Raw genomic sequence first — 16,554 nt, 5'->3', positions numbered from 1 at the left:
AAGCGATGGAATCGACGACGACAGCAGCGAGCACGGCAAAGCGCGCACAGTCCGCACGCAGCGGCGCGCAGGGTGCGAAAGTCACGACTGGCCCGCGCTGGCTGCCCTGGGCGAAGGTCGCGGTGTTTGTCGCGGCGTGGTATCCGCTCGCGCGCATTGTGTTCTTCGGCCTGACGGACCGGCTGGGCGCGAACCCGATCGAGTTCATCACGCGCTCGACCGGCCTGTGGACGTTCGTGTTCCTCTGCATCACGCTGGCGGTCACGCCGCTGCGGCGGCTGACGGGCTGGAACGCGCTGCTGCGGTTCCGGCGCATGCTCGGCCTGTATGCGTTCTTCTACGCGACGCTGCACTTCACCACCTACATCTGGTTCGACAAATGGTTCGACGTGGCCGCGATGCTCAAGGATGTGGGTAAGCGGCCGTTCATCACGGTCGGTTTCGCGGCTTTTGTGCTGCTGATTCCGCTGGCCGTGACGTCGACAAAAGCGATGGTGCGCAAGCTCGGGCGCCGCTGGCAGAGCCTGCACCGGCTGATTTACGCGATCGGCGTGCTGGCGATCCTGCACTTCTGGTGGCTCAAGTCGGGCAAGCACGACCTCGTGCTGCCGAAGATTTACGGCGCGATCATGCTGGCTTTGCTCGGCTGGCGGCTTGCCGTCTGGCTGATTGCGCGGATGAAAGCGCGACAGGCGTGATGACTTGCACGGCTCATCGGCGATAAGGCGGCAATGAGCCGGCAATAAAGCGCGGCAATAAAAAAGCGACGCTCGAGGCGTCGCTTTTTTCATGGCGTGCGGATCAACCGCGCGGCTCAATCCGGCAGCAGATGCTCGCCCGCCAGAAGCTGCTGCACGGTCTCGCGCTCGCGCGCGACGTGCACGCGCGTGCCGTCGACCAGCAGTTCGGCCGCGCGCGGGCGCGTGTTGTAGTTCGAGCTCATCGTGAAGCCATAAGCGCCCGCCGAGCGGATCGCCAGCACGTCGCCCGGTTCGATCGCGAGCGTACGGTCGCGGCCCAGCCAGTCGCCGCTTTCGCACACCGGACCGACGATGTCGTACGCGTGCGCTTCACCGGCGCGCGGCGCGACCGGCTCGATCGCGTGGAACGCCTCGTACATCGCGGGGCGCGCGAGATCGTTCATCGCCGCATCGACGATGGCGAAGTTCTTTTCCGCGCCCGGCTTCAGGAATTCGACCGTCGTGAGCAGAATGCCCGCGTTGCCGACCAGCGAGCGCCCCGGCTCGAACCAGACTTCGCGCGCCTTGCCGGTCTTCGCGCCATGCGCCTCGATGCGATCGAGCACGGTGCGCACGAACGCGCCGATATCGGGCGGCGTTTCGTCGTCGTAGCGAATGCCAAGGCCGCCGCCCACGTCGACGTGATGAATCGCGATGCCGTCCGATTCGATCTGGTCGACCAGTTCGAGCACCTTGTCGATGGCGTCGAGATAGGGCGCGACTTCGGTGATCTGCGAACCGATATGGCAGTCGATGCCCACGACCTGCAGATTCGGCATGGCCGCCGCCGCGCGATAGGTTGCGCGCGCGTCTTCGAACGCGATGCCGAACTTGTTCGACTTCAGGCCGGTGGAAATGTAGGGATGCGTCTTCGCATCGACGTCCGGGTTCACGCGCAGCGAAACCGGCGCTTTCTTGCCGAGCGCGCCCGCGACCGCGTTCAGGCGGTCGAGTTCAGGAATCGATTCGACGTTGAAGCACTTCACGCCCGCTTCGAGCGCAGTCTTCATTTCGTCGGCATGCTTGCCCACGCCCGAGAACACGGTGTTTTCCGCTTTGCCGCCCGCAGCCAGCACGCGTGCGAGTTCGCCGCCCGAGACGATGTCGAAGCCCGCGCCTTCGCGTGCGAACACATTGAGCACGGCGAGATTGCTGTTGGCCTTGACGGCGACGTGCACCGCGGCGCGGCGGCCCGCGCAGGCGTCTGCGTAGGCGTGCCACGTGCTGGTGAGCGCCGCGCGCGAGTAGACGTAGAGCGGCGTGCCGTACTGGGCGGCGAGATCGGCGGCGGGCACGCCTTCGACGAAGAGTGCGCCGTCGACGCGATGGAAAGCGGGCTGGGTCATGCGAAGTTCAGGTTGGGCGCGAGCATCCGCAGACAGGAGCGCGCGCGGGGTATCGAAACGTGTTGCGCTGGCTTTATTGCGCCGGCGTCGCTGCGGAAGCCGGCTGTGCGCCTGAAGCGGACGCGGGCGCGGAATTCAGTTCGGCGTCCGGCGACAGCGAGAGCGGCGTGCCCGAGGTGTCGGGAACCGAGCCGGCTTCGGCGTCCGAGCCTGCGCGCGCCTGATCGGCGGGCTGCGTCTCGTAGTTGGGCTTCTGCGGCATCGGCGGCACGGTCGGCATGTAGAGCGGGCCTTTCTGGCCGCAACCCGCGAGCGACACTGCGCCAAGCGCGAAAGCAGCTAGAATCGCGGCGGACGTCGAAACGCGGGATGCCCGTGCGCGCATCCGGGAATTGACACGCATAATTGTCCCTGAATGATTAACTGGTGGAGTTTAGCATGGCAGATAGTGACTACCTGAGCCGCGCGGAGGCCGTGCTGGCGGCGGTGGAACGCGCTGTGGACGAGGTCGAAGCCGATATCGAGCTCGAGCGCAGCGGCAACGTTCTGACACTCGAATTCGAGAACCGCTCGAAGATCATCATCAACCTGCAGCCGCCGATGAAAGAGATCTGGATCGCGGCGAAAGCGGGCGGTTTCCATTACCGCTTCATCGACGGCCAATGGCTCGATACGCGCACGAACACCGAATTTTTCTCGGCGCTCACCGCATACGCAACCGAGCAGGCCGGCGAGCCGGTGACGTTCGCGCCGTAATGCAGGCGATGACCGCGCGGGATCGGCGGGCATAAAAAACGGGCACCTGCGGGTGCCCGTTTCGTTTGTACGAACCGCGGTCATGAACCGCAGACGTGAACCGCTGACGTGAACCGCTGACGTGAACCGCTGACGTAAACCGCGTTAATGCCCGCGGAACAGGTTCATGATGTCTTCCTTCTCCTTGGCGTTGACCTGTTCGGGCGCGGGCGCCGCACCCGCATCGCCTTCGCCGCCCGAGGCCGAACCGCCGCTGGCCGCCGCTTCCAGCGCCGCCTGGCTGATGCCCACCGTGGAGACGAAGCCGCGTCCCGGCGTGGCATCGGCGTAATACAGTTCGTCGCCGAGCGTGACGATGCCGTCGGGCATCGGCATCTTGTAGTCGGGCACGCCGTTGAGCGCCTTCTGCATGTAGTCGATCCACACCGGCAGGGCGAGGCCGCCGCCGGTTTCGCGATCGCCCAGACTGCGCGGATTGTCGTAGCCGATCCACGCAATCGCCGCGAGCGTGTGCTGGTAGCCCGCGAACCAGGCGTCGCGCGAATCGTTGGTCGTGCCGGTCTTGCCGCCGAGATCGGTGCGCTTGAGGACGTTCGACTTCGCGCCCGTGCCGCGCTGCGCGACGCTCTGCAGCAGGCTGTTCATGATGTAGGCATTGCGCGGATCGATCGCGCGCGGCGCGTTTTCGCCCGCCACGAGCGGCTGCGCCTGCGCGACCACCACGCCGCGCTGATCGGTGACTTCGGCGATCAGATACGGATTCACGCGATAGCCGCCATTGGCGAACACCGCGTAGCCGCCCGCCATCTGCAGCGGCGTGACGAGGCCCGCGCCCAGCGCCATCGGCAGATAGGCCGGATGACGGTCCGCGTCGAAGCCGAAGTGCGTGATGTACTGCTGCGCGTACTTCGTGCCGATGTGGTTGAGGATGCGGATCGACACGAGGTTCTTCGACTTCATGAGTGCGGTGCGCATGCTCATCGGGCCGTCGAAACCGCCGCCGTAGTTCTTCGGCTCCCACGCCTGGCCGCCGGTTTCAGCCGCGCTGAAAAAGAGCGGCGCGTCGTTGATGACGGTGGCCGGCCCGAGACCCTTGTCGAGCGAAGCCGAATAGATGAACGGCTTGAAGCTCGAACCCGGCTGCCGCCACGCCTGGGTGACGTGGTTGAACTTGTTCTTGTTGAAGTCGAAGCCGCCCACCAGTGCGCGGATCGCGCCGTCCTGCGGCACCACCGAAACGAACGCGCCTTCGATCTGCGGCAACTGCGTGATCGACCATTCGCCCGCGTTGTTACGCGCCACGCGGATGATCGCGCCGGGGCGGATCTTCTGGCTCGGCTGGGCGCGCGTGCTCAGGTTGTACTGCACAAAGCGCAGCCCGTCACCGACGATGCTGGCGGTGTTGCCGTCCATGAACGTCGCTTTCACTTCCTTCGGGCTGGCGGCCGTGACCACGGCCGCGACCAGTTCGCCGTTGTCCGGGTGTTCGAGCAGGGCGTCGTCGATGGCCTGCTCGCGGTCGTCGGTGTCGGTGGGCAGGTCGATGAAGGCTTCCGGTCCGCGATAGCCGTGGCGGCGCTCGTAGTCCATCAGCCCCTTGCGCAGCGCGCGATAGGCGACGTCCTGATCGGCCGAATCGATTGTCGTAACGACGTTCAGACCACGCGTGTAGGCCTCTTCGTGGTACTGCGCGTACATCATCTGACGCACCATTTCCGCGACGTACTCCGCGTGGACGCTGAATTCCTTGCCCTGGCCCTTGACCACGAGCGGTTGCGCGGCGGCTTCCTCGTACTGTTCCTGCGTGATGTAACGCAGTTCCAGCATGCGTTCCAGGATGTATTCCTGGCGCACCTTGGCGCGCTTCGGATTCACCACCGGGTTATACGCCGACGGCGCCTTGGGCAGACCCGCGAGCATCGCGCATTCGGCCAGCGTCAGATCCTTCAGATCCTTGCCGAAGTAAACGCGCGCGGCACTGGCGAAGCCGTAGGCGCGCTGACCCAGATAGATCTGGTTCATATAGACCTCGAGGATCTGGTCCTTCGAGAGCTTCGACTCGATCTTATAGGCGAGCAGCATCTCGTAGACCTTACGCGTGTAGGTCTTTTCGCTCGACAGGAAGAAGTTGCGCGCCACCTGCATGGTGATCGTGCTCGCGCCCTGCGACGCGTGGCCGTTGGTCAGCGCGACGATGCCCGCGCGCGCAATGCCGGTCAGATCGACGCCGCCGTGCTCGTAAAAGCGCGCGTCTTCGATCGCCAGAATCGCGTTCTTGAGGTTGCCCGGCACGTCCTGGAAATGGACGATGTCGCGCCGCTCCTCGCCGAATTCGCCGATCAGCACGTGGTCGCGCGTATAGATGCGCAGCGGCACCTTGGGCCGATAGTCGGTGAGCGCGTCGAGCGAAGGCAGGTTCGGCGTGGCGACGATCAGCGCATAGCCGAGCATCAGCGCCACGCAGACCGCGCCGCCCGCGATCAGTACGAAGAAGCCGATCAGCAGCCGCGCCCACCAGGGCCGGCGACGCTTTTTCGGCGCGGCGGGTTCGGGCGGCGTGGACGGCGGAACGGACGAGGGAGGCTGGGCTTCTTGCATACGGACACCGAAAAAACAGTCCCGCGATTATAGCCGCCCACCTTCGCGCGCTTTCGGAATGCTTACGTATGACGAGGCGGGCTGGGGTGGGCGCAGAGCTGCGGGGACTGCGCGAAAGCGAGGGTACAGAAGCACTCTAGCCGCGTCTCGAATGCGCGAGAAGGCCGACGCTCAAGCTGGCCGCAAACATTGGCCATCTGGCCGAGTGTTCGGCAACGGTGCCGCTTCGCACAATTTCTCCCAGGGCGCGCCGCGAATCGTTCGCGGCGCCACGCACAAGGGAGAAAGGCGATGAGCCTGCTCAATCCGCTGTTGTTGGGGGCGCGCCGTTACGCGGCGGGCGTCGATGTGCACGCGCGCGGCGTCACGCTGGTCGTGCTGAGCCAGCGCGTATTCGGCGGCGGACCGCTGCGCATCGAATGGCTGGGCCGCGTGCCGCTGGCGAACGAAGTGCTGGCGGGCGCGGAAATCGTCGATCGTGCGGCGCTGGTGGCGGCGCTGCAGGCAGCCTTCGGCGCGATGCCGCGCGTGTGCGCCGAAGCCTCGCTGCGCTGCGCGATGGCGCTGCCCACGGGCGCTACCTTGATGGCGTCCGTGCCGTTCGGGCGGCTCGTGCCGAAGGTGCCAACGCTGCCGGGTGGTTCCGGTGCGGCGGGAGCGACGGACCCGTCGGGGCTGTTCACGCAACTGGAGCCGCTGGTGCTGGCCGAAGCGGAGCGCGTGGCCGGCATCGAGCGCCACGAGCTGGCGGTGGACTGGCGCGTCGGGCCGCTTGCGCTCGACTGCGGCGTGGCGGGTACGCAGGAGGCGCGCGTCATGATCGCGGCCACGGCGCGCGCCTATCTCGAATCGCGGATCGAATGCGCGGCGATGGCGGGCGTGGCACTTTGCGCGCTCGACGACGAAGGCCACGCCGCCCTGCGCGCGATGCGTCACGCGGCGAGCTTCGAGCTGCCGCCGCACGAACCGTGGGTCGCGCTCTGGGTGGGCACGGACGGCGTGCACGGCTGGTTTATCGACGACGATTCCATCACCCGCACGATGCGTTTCCCGGCGCTGGAACATGCCGATCTTGTCGAAGCGCTGCGCGATCTGGCGGACGGCGATCAGGCCGGTTGCGCGCTGGTGGCGGGCGACCTTGCCTTGCTGCATGGCGTGCACTTTTCGCTGGCCGATATTGGCGATGTGCTCGGCTGCCCGGTGCTGCCGTTCGAATGCGCGCCGCTCGCCGATGCCGATATCGGCGTCGCGCTCGACGGCCATCTGTTGCACGACCCGGCGTGTGCCGTGGCGTTTGGACTTGCCATGCGCGGGGTGCACGAATGAACGCGATCGCTTGGGAGGGCTTCAATCTGCTGCCGTGGCGGCTTGCGGCGGTGCGCCGCTTGCGCAGGCGGCGTGCGTTCGAATGGCTGGCCGCGCTGGTGATCGGCTGTGCGCTGGGTTCGCTGGCGGCGGGCTGGCAAACGTTCGAGCGCAATCGCGCCGAGGCGCGCCGCGCAGCCATCGAGCAGCAGCTTGCGCAACTGGGCGCGCCGCTTACGCAGGCCAGGCGTCTCGCGCGTGAAGCGGACGAACGCGCCGCTGCGCTGCGCGAGGCGCAGCAAAAGGCCCGGCCGCTCACGCGTCTATTCGTGCTGGTCGAGGCGCTGGCGCGGGCGCGTACGGAAGGCATCGTGCTCGATCAACTCGTGCAGCACGCCGATGAAACCGAACTCCAGGCCAGCGCCACCGACGAAGCCGCGGCGGCGGCGTGGCTCGAGCGCCTGCATGCGATCCGGGATATCGCGGCGGTCCACGTGCGCGAGATGACGCGTGCGACCCAGACAGGCGGCAAGCGCGTTGCCGCGCGTGAGGGCGCAGCGCACAGCGAGCCGATTCACGTCGCTGCCCGGCTTGTCTGGAAGGGCGCGGTGGATAAGTTGGTGGATAACGTAGTTGATAAGGCGGTGCATAAGCCGGTGGATAAAACGGGCGGCGTGCGTGAAGCCAGCGCGAAGGGGGCCAAATGACTGAATTCGGCTCTAGCGTGCTGACTTTGCCCCGCGCGCATCGCGGTGATCTCGGCTCAGCCATGTTGCGCGGCTGGCGGCCTTTGCATGGCTGGAGCGCGCGTCGTCGCCTGGCGGTGGGATTGGCGCTCGTGATGTTGGCCGCCGGGTTGAGCGCCGCCGCGTGTATCACGATGGACCTGGGCGGACGCGAGACCGCGCACGTCGCACTCGCCGATGCCGAAGGGCGCCTTGCCAGCGCGCGTCAGACTTTGGCGCGACTGCCCACCTTGCGGCGTGACGCGCAGGACTGGCCGCAGCGCCTGCATCCCGGCAACGCCGCCGACGACATCCGTAATGTCTCGCAACTCGCCGCGCAGGCCGGGCTCGCCTTGATCGCGCTTGAACCTGCGCCGTCGGGCGGCGCAAAAGCGCAGACCTTTCGCGCGACGAAGCTCGTGGCGCAGGGCGGTTTCGCGCAGTTACGCGATTTTCTCGATGGCCTTGCGGAGTTGCCCGAACTCGCCGTCCCGATGGACCTGTCGCTCAGGCGCGGCGTGGGCGGCCTGGCCATCGCCGCGCAGTTGCAGGTGTTCGACGGCTTGCCGGCGATCGCCATCGCGCAAGGCACGGACCTAAGCGATGCCTCCGCCGATCCGTTCGCCGCCCGCTTCGGCGGCATGCCGGGCGGGAAGGGCGACGAAGCGATACGCCTCGCAGGCATGCTGATCGAGCGTGGCCGCGCCGTCGCGCTGCTGGAAACCGCCGACGGCACCACGGCCGTGCAGGCGGGCAGCACGATCGCGGGCGCGCGCGTGCTCGAGGTGAATCCCGGGCGCGTGCTGCTGTCGATGGACGGCACGACCCAGACCTTGAACTGGACGCAGGAGGGCAAATGATGCGTCGCGCGTTCGCTCTCGTTATGACGCTGTTTATCGCGGCCGCACAGGCTGCCGTGCCGCCGCCGCTTCCTGCCTGGCAAGGGGCGGCGGTCAAGACAGCGCTCGCTCAATACGATGTGCCGCCTTTGCCTGAGGGCGCGCCGGAGGCGCCCGCGAACTGGGTCGCGAATCCATTCCTGCCCGACAAAGACGGCGCCGACAAGACAAACGCGGCAAATGAAACCGCGCCGCCGAATCCTGCATCGGCCGCAGCGCTCGCCGAACCGCTCGAAGGCCCGCCAACGCCGCTGCCCGCAATGGCGCGTCTGAGCGATGTCCGGCCTGGCGACGACGGCCTGCCGCCCGATCGCCCCATATCGCTGAACTTCCAGCGCGCCGAACTCACGGCGGTCCTGCACGCCTTCGCGCAGTTCACGAAGCTCAATATCGTCGCGAGCGAGCGCGTGCGCGGCCAGGTCACGCTGCGGCTCGACCGCGTGCCGTGGCGTGCGGCCTTCGACCTGCTGCTGGCCTCGAACGGCCTTGCGCTCGAACGCACCGGCAACGTGCTCTGGGTCGCGCCCGCTGCCGATCTGGCCGCGCGCGAGCGGCAGCGCTACGAGGCGCATGCGCGTGCCGCCGACCTCGAACCGCTCGCCAGCCGCGCGTTCGAGCTTCAATACGCCCGCGCCGAAGACCTGCGCAAGCTGCTGACCGGCTCAGGCACGCAGCGCGCGCTCTCGAAACGCGGCGCCGCCGTCGCCGATACACGCACGAACCTGCTCTTCGTCACCGATCTGCCCGCGCGGCTCGACCAGATCGCCGCGCTGATCCATCGGCTCGACGCGCCCGCGCGCCAGGTGCTGATCGAGGCGCGCATCGTCGAAGGCGACGAAGGGCTGTCGCGCGAACTGGGTGTGAGGCTAGGCGTGACGCCGTACACCGGCGACGATGTGACCCGGGGCCTGCGCGGCGGCACAGGGGACAGCAGCGCTGACAGCACAGGCAGCACGAGCAGCGCCGGCAAGATATTCGACCTGGGCGCGGGTGCGCTCAACGGTTTCGGCGCCGCGCAACTCGGCCTGACGCTGCTGGCCGCGCGCGCGACGCGGCTGCTCGACATCGAATTGAGCGCGCTGGAGGCGCAGGGGCGCGGCCGCGTGGTGTCGAGCCCGCGCGTCGTGACCGCCGACCGCACCAAGGCCGTGGTCGAGCAGGGCACCGAATTGCCATATCAGGCCAAGGTCGGGCAGGGTGTATCGGGCGTGCAATTTCGGCGCGCGAGCCTGAAACTGGAGGTCGAGCCGCAGATCACGCCCGATGGCCGCGTGATTCTCGATCTCGATGTCGCGAAGGACAGCGTGGGCGAACAGACGGCCGCGGGACCGGCGATCAACACCAAACATGTGCAGACGCGCGTGGAAATCGAGGACGGCGGAACGGTCTCGATTGGCGGTATCGACGCAAGCGATGACAGGGATGATGTGACGCGCGTGCCGCTCCTGGGCAAAATACCGCTTTTGGGCGCGCTTTTTTCGCATCGCGCACACTGGGACAAACGCAGCGAACTGGTCGTATTCATCACGCCGCGCGTCGTCAGTGCGGATTGACCGGATTTCGTGCGCAGACCGCGCAGGAATTGGCCCCAAAAGAGTGAAAAACTGCGCAGGACGGCCGAAAGGGGCCTGAGCGCGTGGTCCGCAGGCTCGACAACGCCGCTGCTTTGCCAGTAAGCTGCTGCACCAATCTTTTGTAGGAAACGCTGCAAGTGCGGGACGCAAACGCCAATGTATTTTTCGTAGGGCTCATGGGCGCCGGTAAGACGACCGTGGGCCGGGCGGTCGCGCGCCGGCTTGAGCGTCCGTTTTTCGATTCCGATCACGAGGTCGAAGCGCGCACCGGCGCGCGCATCCCGGTGATCTTCGAACTCGAAGGCGAGTCGGGTTTCCGCGACCGCGAAGCCCAGATGATCGACGAGCTGAGCGCGCGCGAAGGCATCGTGCTGGCCACGGGCGGCGGCGCGGTGCTGCGGCCCGAGAACCGCGCGGCGCTCAAGGAGCGCGGCTTCGTCGTCTATCTGCGCGCCCATCCGCACGACCTGTGGCTGCGCACGCGCCGCGACAAGAACCGGCCGTTGCTACAGACCGAAGATCCGAAAGGACGCCTCGAAGCGCTTTACGAACAACGCGACCCGCTTTATCGCGAAGTCGCGGATTTCGTCATCGAGACGGGCCGGCCTTCGGTGAACGGCCTCGTCAATATGGTGCTGATGCAGCTCGACATGGCCGGCGTGCTGCGTTCTCCGGCGAGCGAGTAGCTTTTCCCGCGCCCGGCACGCGGCGCGGTTTCACCGCATCGTTTCAGTGAAGCGTCCCCACACTTTGAACTACTGCCTGGCATGATTACCGTCAACGTCGAACTGGGCGATCGCGCCTACCCCATCCACATCGGCTCCGACCTGATCGGCCAGACGGCGCTGTTCGCGCCGCATATCGCCGGCAAGTCGGTGACGATCGTCACCAATACCGTCGTTGAGCCGCTGTATGGCGAAAAGCTGCGCGCCGCGCTCGCGCCGCTCGGCAAGGATGTCCACACCGTCGTGCTGCCCGACGGCGAAGCGCACAAGAACTGGGAAACGCTCAACCAGATCTTCGACGCGCTGCTCACCTCGCGCGCCGACCGCAAAACCACGCTGATCGCGCTGGGCGGCGGCGTGACCGGCGACATGACCGGTTTCGCAGCGGCCTGCTACATGCGCGGCGTGCCGTTCATCCAGGTGCCGACCACGCTGCTTTCGCAGGTCGATTCGTCGGTGGGCGGCAAGACCGGCATCAATCACCCGCTCGGCAAGAACATGATCGGCGCGTTCTACCAGCCGCAGGCCGTGATCGCCGATATCGCCGCGCTGCGCACGCTGCCCGCGCGCGAACTGGCGGCGGGCGTGGCCGAAGTCATCAAGACCGGCGCGATCGCCGACGCCGAATTCTTCGACTGGATCGAAGCGAACGTCGAAGCGCTCAATCGTTGCGAGCCCGAGGCGCTGGCTCACGCGGTCAAGCGCTCGTGCGAGATCAAGGCATCGGTGGTGGCCGCCGACGAACGCGAAGGCGGCCTGCGCGCGATTCTGAACTTCGGTCACACCTTCGGTCACGCGATTGAAGCGGGCCTCGGTTACGGTGAGTGGCTGCACGGCGAGGCCGTCGGCTGCGGCATGGTGATGGCGGCGGATCTTTCGGTGCGCATGGGCATGCTCGACGAAGCCTCGCGCGCGCGGCTCGTGAAGGTCGTGAAGGCCGCCCATCTGCCGGACGTCGGGCCCGCGCTGGGCGCAGACCGCTACGTCGAACTGATGCAGGTCGACAAGAAAGCCGAAGGCGGCGCGATCAAGTTCATCCTGCTCAAGCGCTTTGGCGAAACGCATATCGGCAGCGCGCCGGATGAAACCGTGCAGGCCACGCTGGCGGCCACGGTCGAGGGCTGATGCGCCCGCGCCGTGCCGCGTGCGTACTACGCGATACGGCGCAAAGCATGGCAGTGCCGATGTTGAGCTGAACGGCGGCCCACGCCCACGAGGCCGCGGCCGTCTACTTTGCGATCCGTGCGGAGGACCCGTTGAGCGACACCCGCAGCGACACTCACGGCGCGCCGGCTGAAGAAGCGCGCGCCGCAGGCATCAAGACCGACTCACTGACATCCGCGTCGCAGGCAAGCGAAGCCACGCAGGAAGCCGAACTCGAAGCCGCGCTGGTGGCCGAGCTGGACGCCGGCCTCGCGCCTTACGCGGCGCACTCCTCGCAATCGCGCGGCCGCCGCTTCGCGGAACCGCCGCCTTCGGCACGTAGCGAATTCCAGCGCGACCGCGACCGCATCGTCCATTCCACGGCATTCCGCCGGCTCGAATACAAAACCCAGGTGTTCGTGAACCACGAAGGCGATCTCTTTCGCACGCGGCTCACGCATAGCCTCGAAGTCGCGCAGATCGCGCGTTCGGTGGCGCGCAACCTGCGGCTGAACGAAGACCTCGTCGAAGCGATTTCGCTGGCGCACGATCTCGGCCATACGCCGTTCGGCCATGCGGGCCAGGACGCGCTCAACGAATGCATGCGCGGCCACGGCGGTTTCGAACACAACCTGCAAAGCCTGGCCGTGGTGGACGAGCTGGAGGAGCACTACGGCGCGTTCGACGGGCTGAACCTCTGCTTCGAAACGCGCGAGGGCATTCTCAAGCACTGTTCGCGCGAGCATGCGCGGCAGCTTGGCGAACTGGGCGAGCGCTTTCTGCACGGGCGTCAGCCGTCGCTCGAAGCGCAGATCGCCAATATCGCCGATGAAATCGCCTACAACAATCACGACGTCGACGACGGGCTGCGCTCAGGTCTGCTGACCATCGAGCAGCTCGCCGAAGTCGAACTCTGGCAGAGCCATTACGAAGCCGCGCGCGCCGAGTATCCGCAGATCGAAGGGCGGCGGCTCGTGCACGAGACCGTGCGGCGCATCATCAACACGCTGATCGTCGATCTGATCGGGCAGACGCGCCGCAATCTGGCCGCGCACGCGCCGCAATCGCTCGACGACGTGCGCGCGGCGCCGCCGCTCGTCGCGCACAGCGAGCGCATCGCCGCGCAGGCTGCGGCGCTCAAGCGTTTTCTCTATCGCAATCTGTATCGCCACTATCGCGTGATGCGCATGGCGAACAAGGCGCAGCGCGTCGTGAAGGGGCTGTTCGAAGCGTTCAGCGACGATCCGCGCCTGCTGCCGCCGGCGTACCAGACGCAGGACGCCCAGACGCAGCCGCGCCTGATCGCGCATTACATCGCGGGCATGACCGACCGCTACGCGCTCAAGGAGTACCGGCGTCTGTTCGTCGTGAGCGACGAGGTCTGAAGCTCGCACGCCGTTCACCTACAGTCCACCGTTTTTCTGGAGTTTTTCGATGACAAGCTGGCCGTATCCGCGCGTCGCCGCTCACCGTGGCGGCGGCGCGCTCGCGCCTGAAAACACGCTCGCGGCCCTGTGCGTGGGCGCTGGTTTCGGGCACACGATGGTGGAATTCGACGCCAAACTGTCCGCCGATAACATCGCCTTCCTGCTGCACGACGACACCGTCGATCGCACCTCGAACGGGCGCGGCGCCGCAGCGCAGTTGCGCTATGCGCAGATTGCGGCGTTCGATGCCGGTAGCTGGTGCGATCCGCGTTTCGAAGAGGAGCACATGCCGACGCTCGCCGAGGCCGCGCAATGCTGCCGCGAGGAAGGGCTGATGGCGAACGTGGAGATCAAGCCGTGTCCGGGGCGGGAGAAGGACACGGGGCGCATCGTCGGGGCGGAAACGGCGAAGCTCTGGCTGGGCAAGAAGGCCGTTGGCGTGCCGCCGCTGCTGTCGTCGTTTTCGTTCGAAGCGCTCGAAGCCGCGCGCGAGGCCGCGTCCGATCTGCCGCGCGGCATTTTGTTCGAGCGCGTGCCCGACGACTGGCGCGAACAGACCGCCGCGCTCGGCTGCGTGTCGCTGCATGCGAGCCATCGGCATCTGGATCAGGCGCTGGTCGCCCGCATCAAGGAAGCGGGGCTGTTCGTGCTGGCCTATACGGTCAACGAACTGGAGCGCGCGCGCGAACTGGCGAGTTGGGGCGTGGACACGATCTGCACCGACCGTATCGATCTGATCGGGCCGCACGCGCTCGACGGCTGAGCGCCGAGGCGCGGCGGACCAGGCTCATCGCGATGGCAACGTTGAGCCTGAGCGACGAGCCAGCGATTAGCAGCCTCTAGCAGCGATTCGCAGCGTTTAGCGGCAGCGCGCGAGAATCGCGCCCGCGACCAGCGCGACGCCGCCCACGATGGCAATTGCCTGCCACGGATTGGCGTGCACGTAGTCGTCGGCATTGTCCATCGCGACGCCAGCGCGCTCGCGGGTGGCGGCCCGGGCGACTTCCAGACGTTCGCGTGCGGCGTCGAGGCGCTTGCGCACATCGGCGCGCAGCGCCTGGGCATCGGCTTGCGTGCCTTCGCCCAGCGTGGTTTCCAGTTCGCCGAGCAGGTCTCGCAATTCGTCGGCGATATCGGCGGCGGCACTGCGGCCGCGTCGCGCAATGCGCTTTGCATGGCGGCCCGTGCGGGTCCAGGATTCTCCGAGGGCGTCTCGCGTGTTCGGGAATGCGCTCATGAATGGCTCCGTTTTGGCAATCTCAGGTTCGGGGCTCGTGGCGTCCGCGCGAAAAAGGGCAGGACGCTCGAGAAGGAGTCGAGTATTGCGCAAATCGGGTGCCCGAAGCGGCAAGGTGCGCAGCGAAAAAATATTGGAGCCCCGTCTGGCGCGGCTGCGCGGCCGATACGGCGGGCATTTCCGGGCTTGCGTATTGCCGTGTTTGCGACAAATGATTACGGGGACAGCACGGTTTTTCCCAGAAGCATAGAATCAGGAAAAGCCAGTCGGTTTGTCAGGAACAACCGGTGCTGAAGTAGGTGGCTGGGATTGAGCGGGAGTGGGAGCGGGAAGGGAGACGCCGCACTCCGTCGGATGCCGCGAGGGCGCGACGGAGGCGGATGAAGAAGGGAGAGGGTGATGCCGCAAGCGCAGAGCGCTTTAGAACATGTAACCGACCTTCAGATACGTCACGAGCGGATTCAGGTGAATCTTCGCTTCGGCCTTCTGCGAGACCGTGCCTACCTGCGTTTCCTTCTGGGTGTTGAGCGTCGCAATCACGCTGACCGGAATGTACGAGAGCGAGAAGCCCGCGAACCAGTGCTTCGTGAAGTTGTAGTTAAAACCGACGTTGAACACCGGCGCCCAGGAACTGTCCGTCGAAACGCTGGTCGGACCCCCAAGTGCGGAACTGTTGATGAAGTTCTGGTTGGTGATCTTCGCGTCCGAGAACGAAATGTGCGTGACGCCCAGACCGACGTACGGATGGAACTTCGCTTCAGGCTTGTTGAAGTAGTACTTGAAGATCAGCGCCGGGCTCCAGAGTTTCGCCTCGCCAATCTTGCCGTACGCACCGAGCGAGCCTTCGCCGTTCAGGTCGAATTTGGGCGGAATGCCCAGTTCGACTTCAGTGGCCAGGTGATCGGTGATGAAGTAACCAAGGCTGAAACCCAGCGTATCGGAAGTGCCGATGCCGGCACCCGTACCCGGGAAGGCCTGGTTGACGGACCGCCCGGCGACATCATCGATCTTCAGCGGATCGCTGCCGTCCTGCGGCATGAAATGGAACCACCCCGTTGTAACGTAGAAGGTGTTGGCCGATTGCGCGTGAGCCCCCGACATGCAGGCGAGCGCGGCGACTGCTGCCAGCGCCTGTTTTAATTTCATATATGTGCTCCTCCATTAAAGGCCTGCTCATTATGAACACAACGTTTGCAACAAACCATATGCGACCGTTAGAGCTTTTTCCCTAAGCGCCGCGAGGTCTCCGCCCGAGTCGCAACGCCCGCGAGAACAAGCGCTGGCGCGGCCCTGGCGGGTCTGCGGGTATTCACCAACGGACCAGGAAAATCGAGCATGGCACGGCTTGCACGTCTTTATGTCCCCGACCAGCCGCAGCATGTGATTCTGCGCGGACTGGATCAGCAGCCCGCATTCGTCGACGACCAGGACTACGAACTGTTCATCGACTGCCTGAAGGCAGCGGCGCGCGATCACCACCTTGCGGTGCATGCCTGGGTTTTGATGCCCGGCGCGGTGCAACTGCTCGTCACGCCATCCGACGAATCGAGCCTTCCCAAGGCCATGCAGGCGGTCGGCAGACGCTACGTGGCGCACTTCAACCGCCGTTACGCGCGGCGCGGCACGCTCTGGGAAGGGCGTTACCGCGCGACCGTCATCGAGGGCGAGCGCTTCTTTCTGCTGGCGAGCCGCGTCGTCGAAATGGCGCCGGTGCGCAACGGCCTCGTGGCGGCGGCGGAGGACTATCGCTGGTCGAGTTACCGGCATCACATCGGGCTCACCGTCGATAGCCTCATCACAGATCACCCGCTGTATTGGGCGCTCGGCAATACGCCTTTCGAGCGCCAGCGCGCCTATCGCGAGCTGTGCGAGCAGCCGTTCGACGAGCGCGAAACCAATCAGCTGATGCAGGCCACGCTCAAGGGCTGGGTGCTGGGCAGCGATACCTATCGCGACTGGGCTTCGCGTTCGGCGAACCGGCGCGTTTCGCCGCTGCCGCGCGGGCGGCCGCGCAAGGTGAGGGAAGCGCCGGGCGCGACGGCCGCGCCCGCCGGACCGGCTGGCGTAGCCGGCGCGCTG

The 16,554-nt window shown here is 66.2% G+C and carries 15 protein-coding genes and 1 pseudogene; 11 read left to right on the top strand and 5 right to left on the bottom strand.

All coding sequences use genetic code 11. From position 1 onward, the window contains the following. The first annotated feature begins 5 nt into the window (after positions 1–5). Positions 6–698 carry a protein-methionine-sulfoxide reductase heme-binding subunit MsrQ gene (gene msrQ, locus G3N59_RS32460; RefSeq protein ID WP_205986946.1) on the top strand — a complete coding sequence of 231 codons (693 nt, stop codon included), beginning with the start codon at positions 6–8 and terminating at the stop codon, positions 696–698. A gap of 116 nt (positions 699–814) precedes the next feature. On the opposite strand, the gene lysA is transcribed toward msrQ, so the two are convergent. Both lysA and G3N59_RS32450 read right to left on the bottom strand, forming a co-directional pair. Then, entirely contained in the window at positions 815–2,086 is a 1,272-nt protein-coding gene (gene lysA, locus G3N59_RS32455; protein ID WP_205986945.1) for a diaminopimelate decarboxylase, read from the bottom strand. A gap of 73 nt (positions 2,087–2,159) precedes the next feature. Beyond that, a complete protein-coding gene (locus G3N59_RS32450) occupies positions 2,160–2,489 on the bottom strand; it encodes a lipoprotein (protein WP_205986944.1) in 330 nt (109 codons plus the stop codon). Between the two features lie 35 nt (positions 2,490–2,524). Between G3N59_RS32450 and cyaY the strand changes: the two genes are divergently transcribed. Next, positions 2,525–2,842, top strand: a complete 318-nt coding sequence (gene cyaY / locus G3N59_RS32445; protein WP_205986943.1) for an iron donor protein CyaY — start codon at positions 2,525–2,527, stop codon at positions 2,840–2,842. 144 nt (positions 2,843–2,986) lie between these two features. Here cyaY and G3N59_RS32440 read toward each other — a convergent pair whose 3' ends face one another. Next, positions 2,987–5,440 (bottom strand): penicillin-binding protein 1A, encoded by a 2,454-nt coding sequence (locus tag G3N59_RS32440; RefSeq protein WP_205986942.1) that lies wholly within the window; start codon positions 5,438–5,440, stop codon positions 2,987–2,989. A 291-nt stretch (positions 5,441–5,731) separates the two neighbouring features. Between G3N59_RS32440 and G3N59_RS32435 the strand changes: the two genes are divergently transcribed. The 8 genes and pseudogenes from G3N59_RS32435 (at position 5,732) to ugpQ (ending at position 14,001) form a co-directional block, all read left to right on the top strand. After that, a complete protein-coding gene (locus G3N59_RS32435; protein ID WP_205986941.1) occupies positions 5,732–6,766 on the top strand; it encodes a pilus assembly protein PilM in 1,035 nt (344 codons plus the stop codon). Further along, positions 6,763–7,452: a fimbrial assembly family protein gene (locus G3N59_RS32430; RefSeq protein WP_205986940.1), complete on the top strand. Its 690-nt coding sequence runs from the start codon at positions 6,763–6,765 to the stop codon at positions 7,450–7,452. Before G3N59_RS32435 ends, G3N59_RS32430 begins: the two co-directional genes overlap by 4 nt. Beyond that, positions 7,449–8,330: a hypothetical protein gene (locus G3N59_RS32425; RefSeq protein ID WP_205986939.1), complete on the top strand. Its 882-nt coding sequence runs from the start codon at positions 7,449–7,451 to the stop codon at positions 8,328–8,330. Before G3N59_RS32430 ends, G3N59_RS32425 begins: the two co-directional genes overlap by 4 nt. Continuing rightward, entirely contained in the window at positions 8,327–9,922 is a 1,596-nt protein-coding gene (pilQ, locus tag G3N59_RS32420) for a type IV pilus secretin PilQ (RefSeq protein ID WP_241024596.1), read from the top strand. The genes G3N59_RS32425 and pilQ overlap by 4 nt, the downstream gene beginning before the upstream one ends. 152 nt (positions 9,923–10,074) lie before the next feature. After that, positions 10,075–10,629 carry a shikimate kinase gene (locus tag G3N59_RS32415; protein WP_205986974.1) on the top strand — a complete coding sequence of 185 codons (555 nt, stop codon included), beginning with the start codon at positions 10,075–10,077 and terminating at the stop codon, positions 10,627–10,629. Between the two features lie 72 nt (positions 10,630–10,701). Continuing rightward, entirely contained in the window at positions 10,702–11,793 is a 1,092-nt protein-coding gene (gene aroB / locus G3N59_RS32410; protein ID WP_205986975.1) for a 3-dehydroquinate synthase, read from the top strand. 275 nt (positions 11,794–12,068) lie between these two features. Next, positions 12,069–13,196 (top strand): annotated as a pseudogene (locus G3N59_RS32405) (deoxyguanosinetriphosphate triphosphohydrolase); the annotation flags it as partial. A 49-nt stretch (positions 13,197–13,245) separates the two neighbouring features. Next, on the top strand, positions 13,246–14,001 hold the full coding sequence (gene ugpQ, locus G3N59_RS32400; protein WP_205986938.1) for a glycerophosphodiester phosphodiesterase: 756 nt from the start codon (positions 13,246–13,248) through the stop codon (positions 13,999–14,001). A 96-nt stretch (positions 14,002–14,097) separates the two neighbouring features. Here the strand turns inward: ugpQ and G3N59_RS32395 are convergent, their stop codons facing one another. Then, positions 14,098–14,475, bottom strand: coding sequence for a DUF883 family protein (locus G3N59_RS32395; RefSeq protein WP_205986937.1), 378 nt, complete (start codon positions 14,473–14,475; stop codon positions 14,098–14,100). A gap of 420 nt (positions 14,476–14,895) precedes the next feature. Further along, on the bottom strand, positions 14,896–15,621 hold the full coding sequence (locus G3N59_RS32390; RefSeq protein ID WP_205986936.1) for an OmpW family outer membrane protein: 726 nt from the start codon (positions 15,619–15,621) through the stop codon (positions 14,896–14,898). 189 nt (positions 15,622–15,810) lie between these two features. Between G3N59_RS32390 and G3N59_RS32385 the strand changes: the two genes are divergently transcribed. Further along, positions 15,811–16,554: transposase (locus G3N59_RS32385; protein WP_205986935.1), on the top strand; the 744-nt coding region annotated here is incomplete at its 3' end.

Source organism: Paraburkholderia sp. Ac-20340 (assembly GCF_017104965.1).
Taxonomy (GTDB): domain Bacteria; phylum Pseudomonadota; class Gammaproteobacteria; order Burkholderiales; family Burkholderiaceae; genus Paraburkholderia.
Note: the sequence above shows the minus strand (reverse complement) of the source record. Positions and strands in the feature narration are given on the sequence as shown.

Coding starts and splice junctions, on each gene's coding strand:
- msrQ (WP_205986946.1), top strand. CDS start 6: ATGGAATCGACGACGACAGCAGCGAGCACGGCAAAGCGCGCACAGTCC.
- lysA (WP_205986945.1), bottom strand. CDS start 2,086: ATGACCCAGCCCGCTTTCCATCGCGTCGACGGCGCACTCTTCGTCGAA.
- G3N59_RS32450 (WP_205986944.1), bottom strand. CDS start 2,489: ATGCGTGTCAATTCCCGGATGCGCGCACGGGCATCCCGCGTTTCGACG.
- cyaY (WP_205986943.1), top strand. CDS start 2,525: ATGGCAGATAGTGACTACCTGAGCCGCGCGGAGGCCGTGCTGGCGGCG.
- G3N59_RS32440 (WP_205986942.1), bottom strand. CDS start 5,440: ATGCAAGAAGCCCAGCCTCCCTCGTCCGTTCCGCCGTCCACGCCGCCC.
- G3N59_RS32435 (WP_205986941.1), top strand. CDS start 5,732: ATGAGCCTGCTCAATCCGCTGTTGTTGGGGGCGCGCCGTTACGCGGCG.
- G3N59_RS32430 (WP_205986940.1), top strand. CDS start 6,763: ATGAACGCGATCGCTTGGGAGGGCTTCAATCTGCTGCCGTGGCGGCTT.
- G3N59_RS32425 (WP_205986939.1), top strand. CDS start 7,449: ATGACTGAATTCGGCTCTAGCGTGCTGACTTTGCCCCGCGCGCATCGC.
- pilQ (WP_241024596.1), top strand. CDS start 8,327: ATGATGCGTCGCGCGTTCGCTCTCGTTATGACGCTGTTTATCGCGGCC.
- ugpQ (WP_205986938.1), top strand. CDS start 13,246: ATGACAAGCTGGCCGTATCCGCGCGTCGCCGCTCACCGTGGCGGCGGC.
- G3N59_RS32395 (WP_205986937.1), bottom strand. CDS start 14,475: ATGAGCGCATTCCCGAACACGCGAGACGCCCTCGGAGAATCCTGGACC.
- G3N59_RS32390 (WP_205986936.1), bottom strand. CDS start 15,621: ATGAAATTAAAACAGGCGCTGGCAGCAGTCGCCGCGCTCGCCTGCATG.